The sequence below is a fragment of the Pedobacter sp. ok626 genome (assembly GCF_900100435.1).
Classification (GTDB): domain Bacteria; phylum Bacteroidota; class Bacteroidia; order Sphingobacteriales; family Sphingobacteriaceae; genus Pedobacter.
The window spans coordinates 69,323-89,804 of sequence record NZ_FNEX01000007.1 but is presented as its reverse complement, the minus strand read 5'-3'; the positions used below and the strand labels follow the sequence as shown (position 1 = coordinate 89,804).

General features: G+C 40.6%; 8 protein-coding genes. 5 read left to right on the top strand and 3 right to left on the bottom strand.

Features of this window, described 5'->3' with window-relative positions; all coding sequences use genetic code 11:
• The first annotated feature begins 305 nt into the window (after window positions 1–305).
• The 3 genes from BLS35_RS11715 to BLS35_RS11705 are packed head-to-tail and all read left to right on the top strand — an operon-like array spanning window position 306 to window position 6,416.
• Window positions 306–3,572 (top strand): SusC/RagA family TonB-linked outer membrane protein, encoded by a 3,267-nt coding sequence (locus tag BLS35_RS11715; protein ID WP_090781119.1) that lies wholly within the window; start codon window positions 306–308, stop codon window positions 3,570–3,572.
• Window positions 3,573–3,584: 12 nt separating this feature from the next.
• Complete coding sequence (locus BLS35_RS11710; RefSeq protein WP_090781118.1) at window positions 3,585–5,555, top strand: RagB/SusD family nutrient uptake outer membrane protein; 1,971 nt, start codon at window positions 3,585–3,587, stop codon at window positions 5,553–5,555.
• A 36-nt stretch (window positions 5,556–5,591) separates the two neighbouring features.
• Entirely contained in the window at window positions 5,592–6,416 is an 825-nt protein-coding gene (locus BLS35_RS11705; protein ID WP_090781116.1) for a DUF3823 domain-containing protein, read from the top strand.
• A 72-nt stretch (window positions 6,417–6,488) separates the two neighbouring features.
• Here BLS35_RS11705 and BLS35_RS11700 read toward each other — a convergent pair whose 3' ends face one another.
• The 3 genes from BLS35_RS11700 to BLS35_RS11690 all read right to left on the bottom strand — a co-directional run bounded on the left by BLS35_RS11700 (window position 6,489) and on the right by BLS35_RS11690 (window position 15,335).
• Window positions 6,489–9,113, bottom strand: coding sequence for a Kelch repeat-containing protein (locus BLS35_RS11700; protein WP_090781114.1), 2,625 nt, complete (start codon window positions 9,111–9,113; stop codon window positions 6,489–6,491).
• A gap of 248 nt (window positions 9,114–9,361) precedes the next feature.
• Window positions 9,362–12,994 (bottom strand): glycoside hydrolase family 2 protein, encoded by a 3,633-nt coding sequence (locus BLS35_RS11695; protein ID WP_090781112.1) that lies wholly within the window; start codon window positions 12,992–12,994, stop codon window positions 9,362–9,364.
• 85 nt (window positions 12,995–13,079) lie between these two features.
• Window positions 13,080–15,335, bottom strand: coding sequence for a GH92 family glycosyl hydrolase (locus BLS35_RS11690; RefSeq protein WP_090781109.1), 2,256 nt, complete (start codon window positions 15,333–15,335; stop codon window positions 13,080–13,082).
• 169 nt (window positions 15,336–15,504) lie between these two features.
• Between BLS35_RS11690 and BLS35_RS11685 the strand changes: the two genes are divergently transcribed.
• Both BLS35_RS11685 and BLS35_RS11680 read left to right on the top strand, forming a co-directional pair.
• Entirely contained in the window at window positions 15,505–18,060 is a 2,556-nt protein-coding gene (locus BLS35_RS11685) for a phosphocholine-specific phospholipase C (protein ID WP_254778841.1), read from the top strand.
• 186 nt (window positions 18,061–18,246) lie between these two features.
• Entirely contained in the window at window positions 18,247–20,322 is a 2,076-nt protein-coding gene (locus BLS35_RS11680) for a glycoside hydrolase domain-containing protein (RefSeq protein ID WP_090781431.1), read from the top strand.
• The last annotated feature ends 160 nt before the right edge of the window (window positions 20,323–20,482 follow it).

Here is a 20,482-nt window from a genome sequence, read left to right as displayed (position 1 = left end):
CTGATATTAAGATATTATTATCTCTTATCACATTCTTAACCTGTTAATGAAAAATTAAGCAATTATTAGTGGGGGTACGCTAATTTTCCAATGAATTACGACGAAGCTCAAAATATGTGCTTTAGCTTGTTGTTAAAACGATAAAAAATGCATTTATAGTGAAAGAAAGGAGGATTATTATAGCCAAGCAATATTAAGTAAAATATAAAACCGGGAATGTTCGTACCATTCGCGGAAATGGTAGCCATAGTTAGCTATCGGATAACAGTTAATTGAGATTCCCCAATTATTTTAACCCAATTCAAATGTATAAAAATTTTACTGCACTCACGTGCAGGATAAAGCGGCTCCCTGCCTCTAAAATCCTGCTTGTATTACTCTTTATTGTGCTTGAAAGGGCTAATGCAGCCCCATTTGCCAAGCATCCGAACTTAAAAATTAACACCGTAACAAGTGACATAGGAAGTGATTTATCAACTTATAATGATATTTATAAAAAACTATCATTGTCCGGCATAGTTACTGACGAAACCGGCAGTCCAATACCTGGTGCAACTGTGGTTGAAAAAGGCATAAAAAATGGTGTTGTTACCGATGCTGCAGGCCAATATAAGTTAAATGTAAATAATCCAAACTCGACACTTATTTTTTCAAGTGTTGGCTATGAAACCAAAGAAATTAAAATTGCCGGTCAAACAATTGTTAACGTGCAACTTAGTGCAAAAACAGGCGGACTTAACGAAATTGTGGTAGTTGGTTACGGCACACAAAAAAAGGTATCGCTTACAGGAGCGGTAGCAAGTATTACGGGGGCCGAAATTGAAACAACCAAAAGCCAGAGTTTGTCAAATATGCTTACCGGTAAAATACCAGGTGTACGTATAGTGCAAAATACTTCAGAACCAGGGAACTTTAACAACAATTTCGATATCAGGGGCTTTGGTACTCCATTGTTTATTGTTGATGGTGTGCCGCGTCCCACTATTGAACGCCTTGATCCAAATGATATTGAAAGCATATCAGTGTTAAAAGATGCATCGGCGGCTGTATATGGTGTGCGCGCGGGAAATGGTGTCGTATTGATTACTACTAAAAAAGGTAAAGCCGGTACTTCGCAAATTTCTTTAAGCTATTATCAGGGTATACAACATGCAGCAGGCGTGCAAACACCTTTGGATGCAGTGCAATATATGACATTGATCAATGAAAAATCAATGCGCAGCCTCACAGCCCCAGTTAAAACTTATACCGATGCGCAGATAGCCGAATTTACTCCAGGAGGCACCAAAAAAAGCACCGATTGGTTTGCAGAAACCTTCAGGCTAAACGCGCCTCAAAAACAGGGTAATATTGCGCTAACTGGAGGCACAGAGAAAGTAACTTATTATATAGGAGCTGGATATGTAAACCAATCTAGCTTTTATAGAACTAATGCAGAAACGTATAATAAATATAGTTTCAGGACAAACCTTACCGCCAATATCACGAAGGGGTTAACTGCCAACGTGAATCTCAACTATATTGCTGATACCAGACGTTATCCTACCCAGGATTTTCAGGTGATGTTTAACAGCGTATACCGTAATCCGCCAATTTACCCTTCGTATGCTGGCGATCCAGGTAATCACCTGAACAACTTTGGCGACCATGGTTTTAACGCCGTTGCCTACAGTGACCTGGATATTGTTGGTTATCGTAACAATAATAAGAAAACTTTGCAATCATCGTTCGATCTTATTTACAATGTCCCGTTTATTCCTGGTTTAAAAGTAAAAGGTTTATATAGTTATGATAATGTTGTTGATGATAATAAGTCTTTTAACAGACAGTTCGACCTTTATCAGGCAGTTCCGCAAAGTGATGGTAGCGTAGCTTATATGATTTCGCAGCAAAACAATCCTTCGGTGGTTTCGCAGTATTACAATACGGCACCAAATACTTTAATGCAGTTTTCGTTAAACTATAACCGTACTATTAAAGAAAAACATACTGTTAGCGGCTCTGTTTTATATGAAGAAGGAACCATGCGGACTTTTGGCTTCTCGGGCCGTAAGTTTGTTGCCATCAGCACGCTCGACCAGTTGGCAGCAGGTGGTGATGTAACGATAGGCAGCCAATCCTATACACAGCAGGTTGGCGGCGATTTCCCTACTAACAGTGCCACCAGAAGCCTAATCGGTATACTGCACTACGACTACAAAGGAAAATACCTGCTTGATGCAACAGGCCGGCGAGATGGGTCATCTAACTTTTCGCCAAGCCGTAGGTTTGGATTCTTTCCAGGTGCAACTGCTGCATGGCGCATCTCAGAAGAGGGTTTTGTTAAAAACCATAGCTCACTTTCGTTTATCAATAACCTGAAATTGCGCGCCTCTTACGGTCAAACCGGTAATGCCAGCAATGTCGATTACCAGTTTTTAACCGCATATGATTACCCGGGAACCGGAAGCAGTGTAACAGGTAAGGGCCAAGGTTATGTTTTTGACGGTACATATGTAAAAGATATCGGCTTTAGAGAGATCCCTAATACAGCTGCTACGTGGGAAACTATACACACCATAAACATTGGTCTAGATGCCGACTTTTGGAAAGGACTGTTTGGTTTTTCGGTTGATGTATTTCAAAGACAACGGAAAGGTATACTTGCAGCACCAACATCAGCTTATCCATCGTTATTAGGGGCCGCATTGTCACAACAAAACTTAAACAGCAATCAAACTAATGGTGTTGATATTCAGTTCACCCACCGCAACAGAATTGGTAATCTTGGAATTTTTATAACAGGAAATGCATCAGTTACCCGTACTAAAAACGTTTCGGTAGTACGCGGAACATCAGGAAACTCGTATGCTAACTGGTTGGCAACCACAAATCAAAACAGGTACAACGACATTTTGCTGGGCTACGGAAGCAATGGCCGTTTTAACTCGTTCAGCGATATCTACAACGAGAAAGTAAACTATGGCAGCGGTAACCTGAATTTACTCCCCGGCGATTATAGATACCTGGACTGGAACGGTGATGGTACGTTCGATTCGCGCGATCAGTACATCATTGGAACCACCGGTAGCATACCATTGGTGAATATGGGCTTAACCATCGCGCTTAATTATCAAAACTTTGATTTGAACATGTTATTTCAAGGCGCTGCGGGCAGAACGATCGGTTATAATGACGCCTCGTTAACCCCTTTGCAGTTTAATGATAACGCGTTTAGCTATTTCTTAGACAGATGGCGCCCTGTAGACCCAAATGCCGACATGTTTGATCCACATACCCAGTACATTCCGGGCTATTATTCAACATCGGGTACCAACCCGAACGCCTCATCAGTATACAATCAGCAAGATGCGTCGTATATGCGCCTCAAAAGCTTAGAGATAGGCTATACGATACCAGTAAAATGGAGTAAAATAGTGGGTGTTCAAAAAGCAAGAATATATGGGAATGGTTACAACCTGTTCACTGTAACCGGACTTAAAAATTATGACCCCGAACACCCAAACACCAACCGCTCAAACGAATACCCTTTGAACAAAACATATAACCTCGGTGTAAACGTAACCTTTTAATTAAATGAGAAAATGAAAAAGAACTTGTTTTTATTTGCAGTATTATATTTACTGACAACGGCCTGCAACAAGTTAGATGTTGCACCTGTTAGTTTGGTGTCTGATGCCGATGTGTTTAAAGGCGCATCGGGCATAGCAGCCTACATGGCTAACTTATATACCAGTCTTCCTATAGAGGATTTTAAGTATGGGAATGGCGCAGGCTCAAACCCTTCTTTCAACACCGTTAATAGTATTTTGAATGTTAATGTATTTACCGGTGAGCTATTTAACAAAAACCTGACAAGCGGAGACATGAACCGTTCATCGGGGTATTGGGCGGACGCGTACGCCCTCATTCGCAATGCCAATTATTTTATAGCCACATTACCGCAGTATTCATCAAACTTTACCACCGAGCAAGTTAATGGTTGGTTAGGCGAAGCACGTTTTTTAAGGGCATACACATATTACGCACTAGCTAAAAGATATGGTGGTGTACCCCTGGTAGTCTCAGTGCTTACCCCTGAAGAGTCTGTAACTATGCAAAGAAGTTCAGAGCAGGAAACCTGGGATTTTATAAATGCTGAACTTACGGCAGCGATGACCTTATTGCCTGCTACAAGCGAAAACAGGGGCAGAGTTAATAAATATGTGGCAGCAGGAATATTGTCGCGCACCGCGTTATATGCAGGGTCTATTGCAAAATATAATAAGCTTATCCAAACATCTACCGTAGGTGATAAGCGTATTATAGGTATCCCGGCTACTGAGGCTGTACGCTATTTTAAACAGAGTTATAATGCTGCCTTATTTGTAGCAAATGGTCCTTATGCGCTCTACAATCAGGTGCCCGATAAAGCCGTTAACTTTTACAACTTGTTTTTTGATGTGAGTCCCGCAAACAAGGAATCGATGCTGGTAAAGGAATACAGCCTGACCAACTCAGCGCATGCTTTTGACGTTTACGCGGTTCCTGTTCAGATGCAAAGTCCGCTGGGTTTTAGTTCTTACCATGATCCAACACTTGATCTTGTTGAACTTTACGATGGTTTACCAAGGAACGCCGATGGCTCTTTAAAAACAATTGACCAAACCACAGGCAAATTTGCACAGTATCCTACTATTTACAGCTTTTTTGCCAATGCTGAGCCACGCTTATTAGGTAGTATACTGGTTCCGGGTGCTACGTTTAAAAATCAGGTTATTGATATACGCCGTGGAATCTACACAGGTAGCAGTGCGGCAGGTATATCGCCTTTCGCGGGTAGTATTGAACCTTACCCTGTTGTCACTAATCCTTATACCAGTTCGAGTGCAGTTACGGCCGTAATGACTGCATCAACCGATAAGTTGGGAAACCCGGTAGTTAATGTGCCTGTTACAGCTTACACCCCTACCGGAAAATTGGCCTCAGGAGGCCTAAGTGGTATATATGGAAGCCGGGATGCAGGTACCATGACCGGTTTCTTCCAACGTAAATATTTGGATGAAAGCAAAACTGCATCACAAATCACCCAGTCCTCTTGCGTACAACCATGGGTTGAATTGCGCTATGCCGAAGTCCTGCTAAATCGTGCCGAGGCCGCTTACGAATTGATTTTGGCAGGTATTGCTACTTCTGATCAGGGTACCAGCTACCTAATCGATGCATATACACAGATCAATGCCATTCGTACAAGAGCCGGGGCTAATCTGTTAACATCGGCCGCCAGTTTAAATGATATTAATATTGTAAGGAAAGAAAGACGTAAAGAACTTGCTTTCGAGAACAAAATTTATTGGGACGTTAGACGCTGGAGAATTGGTGATGCCGAAATTCAGAACAGGGTTTGGTTTGTATTAAACCCAATATATGTGAGAGACAGCGGCAATTATATTTTCGATAAACGTAAGTCGGAGAAAAACGTGCAGTTCACATTTGGCCCTAAGGCATACTACGAGTCGTTGCCGTCAAGCGAACTTAACAGAACAAATCCAGCTTTAGACCAAAATACCCCTTAACTAGGTCTGCAACAAATTTTCAAAAGAGATAATAACATGAAAAAAATAATATATCCAATAATGGCCTTTATGGTAATATCGATGCTATCATCCTGTATTAAAGATGATATTTATCCTGGTCCCGACCAAATACTTAGCGGTGCGATCATCGACTCGAGTACTGGCCAACCCTTGCAAACCGAAGCAGGCACAAGCAATACATTTATAAGGGTATGGGAGCTAAGCTGGAACAATGGGGAAGGAGTTACCAGTCAGGATTATAACGTGCAGCGCGATGGCACTTATATTAACACCAAAGTATTTACAGGCAGGTACAGAATTTATCCGTCGGGCGGGCCTTTTGTACCGTTGGTTTATACCAGCTCAACAACGGGTTTGGAAGTTGACAATGGTAGTAAAACCGTTGATATAAAAGGTGGGACCACCAACGTAAACTTCACCGTGGATCCGTTTTTAAAAGTTGAATGGGTTGCAGAACCTGTGGTAAATGCGGATAAAACAGTTACCGTACAAGTGAGGTTTACACGTGGCACAACTGATGTAAGCCGCCAGTTTAGTGTAACCGATGCTTATTTGTATGTAGGTACTACCGATCTGGTTGGAAACAACAGCTTTAATAACCTGCTTTCACAGCAGCTAAATTATACTGTTGCTCCTTATACCAGTACCACTGTGCCGGTTAACGGAATACTTTATGGGGGTAGTGGCAACCCCGATTTAGGCAGAACAGTTAGTATAACAACAAAAGCCCCCTTAGGTGCCGACAGGCAGTACTACGTTAGGGTTGGTGTCCGAACGGCAGATAATGTGAACAAACGTTACAATTACAATGCACCAAAATTGGTGAACATACCTAAATAACAACTAAATGGTGGTAGCAATTTCTGCTGCCGCCATTTAATTTAATTAAGTTACCTATAGCAGGTAGCTTGCTTATTCGAGGATGTTTTGAAATCCGCGCTTGAATTCCTCGCCGTAAATGGCTTTATAATCTCTGCTAAAATTTTCAAAGGCCTGTTTAGCTAACGAGTGTTTACCAAGGCTAACGAGTGCATTACACTTCAGGGTCATGGCTTCTTCATTTACTTGGTCGAAATAAAATATGTAATTGGCCAGTTCAATTAAAAATTCCGGCTCATGGGCTGTTTTTTCTAAATGGGCGAAATGGAGAAAGGTATCTATTACTTCATTAGATATTTCTGATTTAAACGCATCGAGCCATTCATACTCAATGTTCGACAAAAAATTGCCTCTTAGCGTGATAGCCGACAGGTTTTTTATCTTCTGATGGCTAAGGTCTTTTTTATCTTTTACTATACTCAAATAGTTATAATAATCAACATAGATGTTAGTATTATCGATATCAATCTTCCAGTAGCCTGTGTCTTTTGATAGGCTACACCCGGTTAACCGATCAAGCAGGTTTTTTAACTTGGCAATATTTACCGAACGATTGTTACTAGCATTCTTCACCGATTTATCATGCCATAAAATCTCATTCAGTTTTTCGGAACTTAAACCCCGGCCCCACCTAACTGAGTGTAGCAGAATGATTAAAAACAGTTCCTTTATCAAAGGTGAAAAATGTTTGGTTACCTCGATGCCTTCCGCATCAAAAACCTGAAGATCTCCAAATAGCAGAATGGTGTTCTTATATTCTATTTTATTATCAAACGCTGTGGGGTTTGTTGTAGGTTTTATGGGGATGCTATCCTTAGGTTTAGGATTCGGAGCATTTTCCACCATGGAGGGGATCATGTCAGCCTTTTCCTCTTCAACAATTTGAGTAGGTATTATCTTGAGGCTAACCACAGCCTTTTTACGTTTTCTACTGAAGCTAATAGACATCACAGCGCCAAAAAATACAATGCAAGTGCCAACTATATATGGCAAAATATCGGCGTTGCTCTTAACACCAGCCTGTGTAACTGGGTTGTAAGGTGGCGACAACAACGAATACACATTTACCTGTGTTTGTTTGCCATCGCGCAAGAGTGTAACTGCAATAAATTTTTTACTCTCGGCACAATAGTATAAATCGGCAAAAGAACGAATATCGTGGAAGGTATAAGGTATGCTATCGCCAATTAAATCATAAGATGGATTATTTAATGAGCCGCAAAGTAACCTTAACGATGAATTGTATTTATGTTGCGGAAATACCAGTCCGTAATAGGTCTTTGTTTTGTCATCAATTACCAATGAGTTGGCAAACGTGAATTCTTCACCTTTGACTGCTAAATCAAAAAGCTTTTTAAACGCTTTATCTTTTACCGCAAAGCGCATCATATCATAGGTGTTTTTTGGGTTAAGGATCTGCTGGCCGCTTTTGCTACCATAGCCTCCCAAAATATAGGCCGTATCAGCATTAGCGTTTGTTCCTAAAGCCGCGAGGTAGCGGGGCATATAAAAGTCGCCTTTAACGCTATCAAAGGCCCAGCTGCGCGTTACAAGGTTGGCCTGTTGAACCTGCTTTTTGTAATTCAGGCGGCCATAACCATTCAAAATATACAGTGAGCTATCTGCAGCCGAAATAAATTTGTTTACCTGCCAGTAACTGGTTATTCGATCGGATTTAAAATTTTTGTCCCAACTTTTGGTTACAGGGTCGTACTTGCTTACAAACATTTTATCGGTATAAAAGCTGTAGAGGCTGTTGCTAAAACGGTCGTAAATAGCCTGGTTGCCACGGTTAAGGATAATTTCTCCATTGCTATATGCATTTTTGTCCCAAGCAAGGTTTTTTACCGAATAAGTATAGAGGGAGTCGGTGGCGATGAGATAAAGTTTTCCGGCATTGGAGTCGAACGCAACACTTGCTGTCCCGTTAATCTTAAAGCTTTTTACAGCCTGCCACTCATGATGCATCGCCGCAACCCATTTAGGGTTTACAATCACTCCGTTGTTTTGAGTAATAATCTCATGAGCTATAGTTCCACTGGCTTCATTTAATGGCCATTGATACCTTATTCTCCCGTCGTCAAATAGCCGAATGTTTCTAATCTTCATTGGTGGGGTATCGGTACTGCGAAACGCATCGCAGCTGTTTACTCCAAAGAAAATCTTATAACAAGCGTTCTTTTTAAGATGTAATCCTTTTTTGATGTAGATGTTTTTACCGCTATGTAATATAATCCTGTCGGTGTCAAAATCGAATTTTATCTGCAGTTTGTTCCATTGGTCATAGAGCTTATTGGCATCAATACTAAAAGAAATTCCTGTACGGGCTTCGCCTACTACAATGTCAAAAGGGTATTTTTTTTCGGCGGAGGTATTGTAAACCAGGTCGATATTACGCAAATCATTTTCAATTATTCTGAAGATATAACCAAAATAGTGGCTCTTCGGGAAAAAGGCCAAATCAAAGTCCATTTCGAAGTTACCGTTAAAGCATAGTGTTTTACTCGAACTTAAATCAAGCGAAGTTCTTTTATCCTGGACGCTTTCATAACTTGAAAATCCCAAGCCATAGGATTGGGCATAACTTTTTAATGCAACACAAAAACAAAAGGGGATAAAAAAGAATACAACTTTAAAGCTACGACAAATCAATCTCATTTATAACCATTATTAATCCATTTCAAAGCCATTGCTTAACAAGTAAAGGTTGTTCATCGATAGTTATTTTTTAGCAATTTATAATGCGAAGGCTATGGACTGTCAAAACTATACAGAATAACTAATATTTTCCAATGGTATAAAGTTAATTTTGTTTTATCAAAATAATACTTCATGTTAAAATAAAAATGATGCGTAATTGTTACGCATCATTTTTATTTGATATAGTTTTGAATGAATGACGTATACTATTTAGCCAGCCCGGTTAAAATGTTAACCAGCAGTTTTGCTGCTACTGGGTCGGTTGTGGCCTTTTCAAATAATATTGCTGACAGAATAGCGCTACCTGCACCTTCTTTTATTTTCACCAATGGAAAGCCCTTGATTTTGTCGAGCGCTTTCATCCGGGCTCCAACATCGCTCGACAGGTAGCCATGAATTTTTACAAATGAAGAAAGTGGTTCCACGTTGGGACTGCGGTTAATACGGAAAGCATCAGCAATTACAGTTGGCTTTTCTCTTTTATTATTGTTAAAATATCTTATATCAAGGGGCTCAATTCCATTAAAAATATCCGATTCGGGTATGTCTATATTCGCTACTTCATTGGGCACTTCGACAATGCTTCTGATATACTCTGGGAACAGTTTGTGGGGAAAATTACCCGAGTGGGTTATCAATATATGGCCACCTTTTTGAAGTAGAGATTTAATTTCGCTGATTTGTGATGGGGTGGTGTTGGCACTATCAAGACCCGAAAAAATATGCACATCGGCTTTTTGCCCAAGTGCTGCGGTAACGGTAGTTGCATTTTTATATTTTATGCCCATGTACTCCAGCGATGGGATAATAGTTTTATTAAAGTCAACCGCCACAATTTTTTTACCCTGCAGTTTTTCGGCATCCAACTCTTTGTGGTTCATAAACAACAAATTGTAACTGTTTTGGGCTATAGTTTTTCCATCGGCCAGTAAACGTAAAACTAGCTTTCCGTTAACACGCTGTTGAGGGAGATTTTTGGGGATGGTAATTTCAGGCTCAATCCATTGGCGGGCATAATTTTCAATGGCTGCAATGGGCTTTTGGCCGCTAGCAAATACTTTCCCTGTGTTATCTGTTAGTTCCCATTTCAATTCGGTTGCTGGCAATATGCTTCCATCTTCTTTATCGTTTATCACACAGATACGGGTAAATAAAGGAGAGCCGGCATAAAAATGCCTTCCCCATAACTCGGCCGATACGAGAACAGGTTGCAGCGCATCCTTCATTTCATAATAAACAGGCCAAGGTTTTATTTTATCATGTTGGTATACATTGGTAAACCAGGTAGATGCCGAAAAATGTAATACTCCGGCTGCTTTATCATTACTGCGCCTCAATGCCTCTGCCAGTTCTTTGGTAATGAATGCCTGGCTGGTTAAAAAGTATTTAGGGTCGTTATACTCGTAACTATACTTGCCAATAAGTGCTGATGGGGTTTGGTGCATATAATTGTAAAACCGCGTTGGGTGCCCCGTTTCATCGGTATACCCGGTTGACATTTCCTGGCTTATTAGCGGACGGCCGTCTGTTTTATTGCCTTTTTGCCACTGGCCATCAAATTGATCGAACAGCGAACCATTGTACCAGTTAATGTACCCATGTGGATCTTCAATGTCGCCATCGTCGATGTCCTTAAAAAAATCGGCACCAAAGCGTTTTATGTTTCTTTTGTAATTTGAATCGAAAACAATAGGACGCGAGGGGTCGATCACCCGCATTTGCTTTACCACATCTGATATGATGTGCATTTTGATTTTAGCGCGGTCAAGGTCTGGATCGTTCTGATAAAACTTCATTTCGTTGTTCACGGTCCAAATGATCAGCGAAGGGTGATTTCGGTATTTTTTGATGATATCATAAAACTCCGTTTTCCATAGCTCAATAAGGTTTTGCTCGGGCATACTAGTCCCTAAAAACAGCCAAGGCCATGTGCCTTCGAAACTTACGCCAATACCGACCTCGTCTGATGCGTTCATCCAGGTTTCAGTGTAGGGGGCAGTGTGTGTGCGAGTGATCATGATGTTACCTTTTTTCATCAGTCTACTGAATTTAAATGCTAGTGCAGTATCATTTGGTGCTAACGGTTGTGCTGTTTGGTTGCCGCCACGCAGCCAGTAATTTTTCCCGTTTAACAAAAAGCGGTCGCCCTGCACTTTAAATGTGCGGAAACCTGAACGAATAACCTTGGCATCCAACTGCGTTTTGCCATCCTCATTGACTAATGCAAAATTGAAATTATACAAATTAGGATGTTCGGGTGACCATAGCTTTGGCTTTAAATTAGAAATGCTGTAAGTAAAGGTCTTTTCTTCACCGGCTTTAATCGTTAAACCGGTTAAAGATTGACCTTTGTAAAGTACGCTGGGTAAGCTCGCATCGCTGATATCAGTTGCTACAGAAAAAGAGGCAGGAGCATTTCCGTTATTTTTAACGGTAATATCAAAATCGGCACCAGTTAATCCGGGTTTAATAAATACATCTTCAATACTTACGAGGTTGGTAATAATTAATGATGCGGGTTGCCAGATACCGGCGGGATCTTCAGTTAAGAAGTCGTGCGCAAGGTCTTTTACCATTTTTTCGGTAACATCAACCGTAACAGCAACACCAACTACCTTGTCGGGATCTTTTATGTTTTTTACATATTCGGATACTACTTTTACGGTAATCAGGTTTTTGCCGGGACGCATCAAGTGGGTTGCATCTACCTTGAAATCACCAAACATTCCAATATGTTTGCCAGCAAATTTACCATTAATATAAACCTCACCAACTTTTGACACCGCATCGAAAGCAAGCTGCAGCTTTTTGCCTTTTGCGCTCTGCGGTAGTGTAATCCAGTGCCTATACCAGCCAGTTTTAGTTTTTTGATAATCAAAAGTATAGGCCTCACAGCGGTCGGTTTCTTTCTGGAAAAAATTGTCGGCTACGCCTTTGCTACCACCGTTGTAACGTTCGCCATATAGCCACACCCTTAGGGGATTCCAAAAGTTGGGCACAGTCATTACATGCCATTTTTGGTCGCTTTCGGTTGCCGATGTAGCCATATCATCACTTGCTACTTCATAATCGGGGGCAAATAACCATTTGCCGTTAAGCGATATTTCGGTACGACCAGCGTTTATTTTATTTATCAATAAAGGCTTATATCGATTGCGTTCGGCAATGCGTTTGGCCTCTTTGTTTATAGCCATTGGGGCATATTCTTTTACCGACTGTGATCCTATGTGTGCAGTGTCTAAAGAAGTGATTGTTAAATTCTTGAATTCGTTGGTTATCCAACTGCCTCCAAGCGTTACTTTACCCGCAGGAGCAAAGCGAGATAACTGATCTGTAAAGTCTATTCTGGGCTCGGTTTCGTTATTTAAAAATACCCTGATACGGTTATTAGCTGTCTGTATCTTGAAGGTATACCATTTGCCCGGCACCGGCTGAAAATCCAATTGCTTTATTGTCAGATAATCATCTGAACCCATATAGCCTAAACGTGCAAGGTATAAAAACTTTTGAATACCGCCTTTTAACATCAATATATACCGGTCGTCGCGGTTGGCAGCTCTGAAACCCGCGCAAATTTGTACCTGTTCCTCTGTTTGCGGCACTCTTGCGCTAAAAGTAATTTCATAGTTAGCCCAGGTTTTCTCGCCAAAGCATAGGTAGGCATCTTTAGTGGTTAAAACAGAATTTTGAGTAACACAGATGCCTCGGCCTACTTTATCATAGATAGGTTTAGTGTTGTCAAAATTTTCAACCAGCTTAAAATTTGATTGTGCATAGGTGGCAGTTACAAGTCCGCAGAGGAGCAAGTAAATTCTAAAAAAAAGTTTTAGTTTAAACATTACGATGGTGTAGGGTGATGGAGAATTATTGATTTTATATAATAGATTTTGCGCTGTTTGGCTAATTATCTTTTATTGGTAGCCGCTATTTGCCTGTACCCCAGGTTTTATTAGGTTTGGGTCCCATAACCAGCTCAAGTTTGCCACCGTTCATTAATTCGACATGGGTAAACGATGGCGTATTTAAAACCTTACCGTTTAACTTTGCGCTTTGTATATACTTGTTAATAACCGAACAATTAGCAGCTGACATGGTGAATTGCTTTCCCTCGGGCAGGTTTATGGTAACTTTTTCAAATACGGGGCTGCCGATAGTATAAACTGGGATGCCGGGTGTTATAGGGTAAAAGCCCATTGAAGAAAATACTACAAATGCCGACATACCGCCCCCGTCTTCATCGCCAGGGATTCCAAATACATTGTCTTTGAACCAAAGGTCTAGCAGCAGTCTTATGCGCTCTTGCGCTTTCCATGGGGCGCCAGCGTAGTTATAGAGGTAAGGTATGTGAAAGCTTGGTTCATTGCCCATTGAATACTGTCCAACTAACCCCGTAGCATCAGGAAACTTACTCCAGAATTCGTATTTGCTGCGGTCAAGTGGTTCATGAAATAGTTGGTCGAGTTTAGCTTTAAACGCTGCTTGCCCACCTAACAATTCAATTAATCCGCTAATGTCGTGCTGTACCTGCCATAAATAGGTCCATCCGTTATTTTCATCATAATAATCACGACCGCCCATGCCACCTGCAAATTTGGGATCAATCATGATCCATTTACCGACGCTGTCTTTGGGCATAAATAACTGTATATCCTTATTCCAAAGGTTTTTATAGTTGAATGAACGTTTGTTAAGGAGTTGGTAGTCATTTGTTTTGTTAAGCTCTTTAGCTAACTGGCTAACCGCCCAATCGTCATAACTGGCACCTAGCGTAACAGCAACTGCTTGGCGTTTTTCAAATTGATGAACGGCTGTAACTGTTTCCCGCTCATTGGGTTTTAAAGCTGGGAAATAGCCGTTTTTGTAATAAAAATCATCAAGTGGGGTTTTATCGCCATTTCGCCATGGTAGCATGGTTGCTTGTGTTGCGTTTTTAAACATTCCGTTGTAGGCTTTTTGTATATCGAAGTTTTTGCGGCCTTTGCGGTATCCATCCAATATTATGATTGATGAATGGAATCCGTTCATACATGGATTATCGCCAAATAAAACGGGGAATGTGGGCATCCAGCCGCTTTGCTCATATTGGTTTACATAGGAGTTGAGCATATCATCTTCCATTGTAGGATTCAAGATATTGTTTAACGGATGCAGTGCCAGATAGGTGTCCCACGCCCAATCATCTACATAAAACGGTCTCTGTGTATCATGAATTTTGTTGTCATACCCACTGAAATATTTATGGTCTTCGGTAATATCAACCATACGCTCATAACAACGATAATAGGCGGTATAAAACGAACGTTTTTGCGCTTCTGTGCCACCCTCAACAGTTATTTTATTGATAACACTGGCCCATATTTTCTCGCCGTTGGTTTTTATTTCCTCAAACGTTTTATTTTTTACTTCTTTGTCGAAGTTTTTACGGGCTTGCTCAGTGCTTATGTAGGATATGGCATACCTGAATACGATTTCGTCTTTACTATTTTTGGGGAACGTTAAATAAGCTTTAACACGTCTGCCTTCAACCGAGTTTTTGGCTGATAGTTCATTGCCGGTAACCGTACCGACTTTGCCTACTGCACTAAACATACCATACATGTAAACTTTTATATTGTCGCGGTAGGTTTCGGTAGCCATAACTTCGTTTCCTCCAGTAAACTTCCACGAACCTGCGCCTGCGTTGTACAAGCCAAGTAAAACAGATTTATTAGCTGCTCCAGCTGAAAAATTGAAACGGTAGATACCTGCTTTTTTTGCTGCTGTAAATTCAATAGTTGTTTCGTCATCTAACAGGTAAGTAGAATAATACCATGGTCGGGTAACTTCCAGATCATGGTCGTATGCTTGCTTTTGCTGCCAAGCGTCAGTGGTTATGGGCTTTACAATTGGTTTAATAGAGAATACCTCGCCAAGACGGTGCGAAACAATGTTTAAAGGAAAATTCAGGATTTGGTCGTCGGCATAGTCGGCTCGTTGAGGGTACATCCTGATCATCTGGTTGGGCAATTGTACAGTTGGTCTGGTGGGTTGCAATAAAGCACCTATATTGCCAATGCGCGGATCAATATATTTTAAGTTAGCCTCGCCAGCATTGCTGTCTTGCGCCTTAACATATGTTGCTGTACTTAAAAATGTGAATGATAGTAGTGCTGATGTAAGCAGCTGTTTAGTTTTAATCATTGTCAACTATGATGGTATTTTATAATGAAGATTTTTTGCTAATTCCCGTAAATTACGTTCGCCCTTATTAATAAATACTTAATAATTGATTAATTGCATATCTGCATTAAAACATACCTTCATTCGATTCTAATCAAGCCACTTATTAACTGTTTATTAATTACAAATTATGATGGTAAGCTTAGCTTTGAGGCAATTCATAAATAACTCGTATAACAATTTTAAAAAGCAGCTATTTTTTATGGCCGATACCCGTCGCGATTTTATTAAAAAGGCAACCTTACTAACCGGCTATGCCGGCTTATTCTCCGTTTTGCCGGGCTCTATTCAAAAAGCATTGGCCATTAATGCCGATAAAGGAACCACTTATCTTGATGCTGAACATATCGTGTTCCTCATGCAAGAAAACCGTTCTTTCGACCATTGTTATGGCACATTGCAAGGTGTCCGTGGTTTCGATGATCCTCGTGCTATGCGTATGCCCGACCTCAATACCGTATGGTTGCAGCGTAATAAAATGAACGAAACCTACATTCCCTTCAACCTCGATATAAAAAACTCCAAAGCCACCTGGATGCAATCATTGCCCCACTCTTGGGAGAACCAGGTAGATGCCCATAACAATGGCGCCATGGACGGTTGGTTGGAGAGCAAACGCTCGGGCGATAAAGATTATGCCCATATGCCGCTTACCATGGGGTATTATGACCGTAAGGATATCCCTTTTTATTATGCATTGGCGGATGCCTTTACCGTGTGCGACCAAAATTTTTGTTCATCATTAACTGGAACCAGCGCAAACCGCTCTTATTTTTGGGCAGGTACTATACGCGAAGAGCAAAATGCGCAATCGCGTGCATTGGTATTTAATGATGAAATCAACTTTCGTGATCTCAGCTGCAAAACTTTTCCCGAAAGAATGGAAGAAGCCGGGGTATCGTGGAAAGTATACCAAAACGAACTAAGCATCGAAACTGGTTTTGTTGGCGAGGAAGGCAGTTGGCTATCGAACTTTGCCGATAACAACCTTGAATTTTATAAGCAATACAATGTAAAACTGCATAAGGCGCATTTAGAATTTTTACCTAAAAAGATAGCCTTGCTCGAAAAAGAGATATCCGAATTACAACAACAGACGAGCACACCTGCTATTGCCGAGCGTATTTTAAAAAAGAAGGTACAACTCGAAAAGGGGAAAAAGGAGCAGGATGAACTCGCTGCAAAACCTTTTGATAAGTTGACAGACTTTGAAAAAAGCATTCATCAAAGGGCCTTTGTAACAAATATTAAGGATCCGAATTATCGCCAACTTACCACTTTTACTTATAAAGACGGTAACGAAGAACGCCAAGTGGCGATTCCAAAGGGTGATACGCTATATCAATTCAGGCAGGATGTGAAAAATGGTCGATTGCCTACTGTATCATGGCTTGCTGCACCCGGTAACTTTTCTGATCATCCAACTTCTCCCTGGTATGGTGCTTGGTACGTGTCGGAAGTAATGGATATACTGACCCAAAACCCGGAGATATGGAAGAAGACCATATTTATTTTAAACTACGATGAAAACGATGGTTACTTTGACCATGTTGCGCCATTCGTTCCGCCAATTACCACTAAGCCAGAAACAGGTATCTGTTCCGAAGGGATAGATACTGCAGTTGAGCACGTTACTGCAGAAGATGAGGCGAATCGACCATCACCAGCCTCTCGCAAACGTGTGAGCCCAATTGGGTTGGGTTTTAGGGTGCCCATGGTAATTGCTTCGCCCTGGACACGTGGTGGCTGGGTAAATTCTGAGGTATTCGACCATACTTCATGTCTTCGTTTTTTAGAGGTATTTTTGAGTAAAAAAACGGGTAAGCAACTTAAAGAAAGCAATATTAGTGAATGGAGACGGACTGTTTGCGGTGATCTTACCTCGGTATTTCGGCCGTATAATGGTGAAAAAATAAGCTATCCAAGCTCGTTAAAACTAAAAAATACCGTTCAGCATATTCATCAGGCTAAATTTAAGCCTTTACCAGGTAATTTTAAATCGTTAAGCCCGGAAGATATAGCCAAGGTAAATAAAGACCCAAAGTTGCTTAGCACATTTCCCCGACAGGAGAAAGGAACACGCTTCTCATGCGCATTACCTTATGAACTACATGCCAATGGTGTGTTAAACAAGATAAAAAATGTGCTAACCGTTTCCATGAAATCCGGTCTGAAAGCAGGAGTGCCTTTCAATGTTAATGGCTATGGCCTTAAACCAGATTTGGAACGACAAGGCAAAGCAATAGCCAATTGGTTTTTTGCTGTAAAACCTGGTGATGAATTAACTTATGATTGGTCGCTCGATAGCTTCGAATATGGTAATTATCAAATAGAACTTTTGGGACCAAATGGTTTTCTCAGAGGTTTTAATGGGGATGAAAATGATCCCGATGTATTTATCAATGTTAACTATACTGCTGCAGGAAATATCGAAATTTTGGCTAAAAACAGCCATCATAAATTCGTTAATATTAGCATCAAGCATAAAGCCTATCAATTACCGCATCATAATATTGGATTGGAGGCAGGAAAGCATTACTTACTGCCCATTAATTTACACAAGTGTCATCATTGGTACGATTTATATATAACTATTGAGGGATACGAGAAATTTGGGCGTAGCTTTGCAGGGCGTGTTGAAACAGCAGAACATGGGTACACTGATCCGCAAATAGGCTCCATATAAGGTCTTCTGTCCAGATCAAGGGTAAGCGCAGTTATGAATTTCTTAAGATTTATATAATATAAACCTTGTACGAAACCCAGAGAGATTATTTAATCTCTAATTAACAGATAAACGTTATTAATTATATTTCTATTATTGGTTTTTGTTTTCAATAGAATGAATACGCAAAAACAAAACACGCATATTATGAAGATTACTTCTTTTTTTTTAATGGGGCTGCTATTGATATTTGTTAATGCAGGATTTTCCCAAACTAAATACAACAGCAAAGGCAAATTGGTAAATGTATTTCTTGGGTCTTCAGGCGACCATGGGCAGATGTCTCCCGCTGCTTCCTATCCACATAGTGAAATTAGCATTGCTCCTCAGACCTATCCCACTACACATACTGGCTATGAACATCTGGCAAAAGAAGTTGTTGGCTTTACCCACAGTAGGTTTGAGGGGGTGGGCTGTCAGGGGAGTGGGGGGATTTTATTTGTAAAGCCTTTTTTGGGAGATAATGACGATAATAAACCTTTAATCAAATCATCTGAGCAAGCTAGCCCAGGGTTTTATCAGATAGGATTTACCAATGGAATTAGGGCAAGCTTTGTGGTGACTAAACAGAAAGGATTGCATCAGTACCGCATGCCAGTCGGTAAAAAAGGTTTCTTGATTGATCTTGGTCATACATTTAACAATGCATTTGTAGACGAATCGCATGTGATAGAAGGAAATGCCATTATTGGTTGGATTGAGGCAAAAACTACCTGTCGTGCCGGTACCTATAAGGTTTATTATCAATTAAAGTTTGATCAATCTGTAGTATGGAAAGATCAAGGGGGGCATGTTCTTGTAGCTGTGCCATCGAGCGAGGCAAAGGATATTGAGGTCAGTGTAGGCATATCAGCCGTAGATACGTCTTATGCCGTTAAGTCGGCAAATACAAAAGATACCTTCGCATCTGCAAAGCAAAAAAGTGCAGTAGCATGGGATGACCTGTTAAGTAAAGTGGAAGTAAAAGGTGATGCAGCGCGTATGAAGCTCTTCTATTCACTTCTTTATCGCGTTATACAATCACCCTATAATATTTCGGAAGCTGATGGCGCTTACAGAGCAGTAGATGGAAGTTTGCGTAGATCAGATAGCACACGGTATCATGGATGGGCAATATGGGACAATTATAAAAGTCAGCTTCCACTGCTTTCTGTATTGTATCCCAAAACTTATGGAGATATAGTGGGTTCTGTTGCCAATCTTTATCCTTATGGAAAAAAAGATTTTGCAGGTCCAACAGAACCTTCCAATACAGTCAGAACGGAGCATTCAATGGTTGTTTTACTCGATGCAGTAAGGAAAGGCTATAAGATTGATTTTCCTGCTATTAAAGATTCTGTTCTTGCAGAAGCAAATCGTTTGGACTTTAGTAAACCAGATAAGTCACTCGAAGCTTCTTATGATATGTGGGCTTTATCAGGATTGTTCAAGAAATTTGGTGATGATGCGCGGAGTGAAAAATATAAAGCACGCGCATTGGAATATAAAAAGTATTGGTTAAAAGATTTTAAGGACCTATCAGCAAAGGATGTTGACCGAATGGGAGCACGTAGTTTATACCAGGGAACGATTAGACAATACAGATGGGCTGTGCCTTTCGATTTAAAGGGTTTGGTTGAACTTACTGGTGGGCAACAAAATTTCACAACCCAACTTGACGATTTCTTTGATAACGACTATTTTAATAAAGCCAATGAACCTGATTTGCAAACACAGGAGCTTTATCAGGCAACAACAAAACCATGGAAATATCAGAAGCTGGTGCATCAACTGGCTGTAGACACTGTAATCCAGCACTATTTTAATGACAACAGTAGAGGGATAGGTTCTTTTATTGACCGTATCTATAAAAACGAGTCTAAAGCTTACATCCGTACAATGGATGACGATGCAGGTGCAATGTCAGGATGGTTTGTACTTTCAGCTATGGGTATTCAGCCAGCTTGTGTGGGTTGGCCGGTGTATTATCTTAATGTGCCGCTTTTCGAATCTGTCGTCATCAAATCCGGCGCGAACCCTTTGAAGATCAAAGTCGAAAATTTTGGTGACCAAAATATTTATATCGAAGGTGTTTCATTAAATGGTAAAGCTTTAGACAGAGCCTGGTTGACGCATGATGAGATTCAAAAAGGGGGATCTTTAATAATAAGAGCTTCAAAATCTCATGAAGCTAACTTTGGAGCTGGGAATTTGTGGGTGTCTGATATTGAAAACGGAGAATAGGATGTTTATGACTTTTTACCAAGAAATTGAGTGGCCGATTGCAAAGGTGTTAGCTTGAAAAGCTACCACCATTTTTTGATTTTAAATTCTTAACCACACTATTTATGGATAGTTGATAGCCTTTACCAGGTTACTTCCCTTGATTGTAATCTGGTCTCGG

Excerpts from the sequence above, each read along its gene's own strand:
- BLS35_RS11715 (WP_090781119.1), top strand. The coding sequence starts at position 306 with ATGTATAAAAATTTTACTGCACTCACGTGCAGGATAAAGCGGCTCCCT.
- BLS35_RS11710 (WP_090781118.1), top strand. The coding sequence starts at position 3,585 with ATGAAAAAGAACTTGTTTTTATTTGCAGTATTATATTTACTGACAACG.
- BLS35_RS11705 (WP_090781116.1), top strand. The coding sequence starts at position 5,592 with ATGAAAAAAATAATATATCCAATAATGGCCTTTATGGTAATATCGATG.
- BLS35_RS11700 (WP_090781114.1), bottom strand. The coding sequence starts at position 9,113 with ATGAGATTGATTTGTCGTAGCTTTAAAGTTGTATTCTTTTTTATCCCC.
- BLS35_RS11695 (WP_090781112.1), bottom strand. The coding sequence starts at position 12,994 with ATGTTTAAACTAAAACTTTTTTTTAGAATTTACTTGCTCCTCTGCGGA.
- BLS35_RS11690 (WP_090781109.1), bottom strand. The coding sequence starts at position 15,335 with ATGATTAAAACTAAACAGCTGCTTACATCAGCACTACTATCATTCACA.
- BLS35_RS11685 (WP_254778841.1), top strand. The coding sequence starts at position 15,505 with ATGATGGTAAGCTTAGCTTTGAGGCAATTCATAAATAACTCGTATAAC.
- BLS35_RS11680 (WP_090781431.1), top strand. The coding sequence starts at position 18,247 with ATGAAGATTACTTCTTTTTTTTTAATGGGGCTGCTATTGATATTTGTT.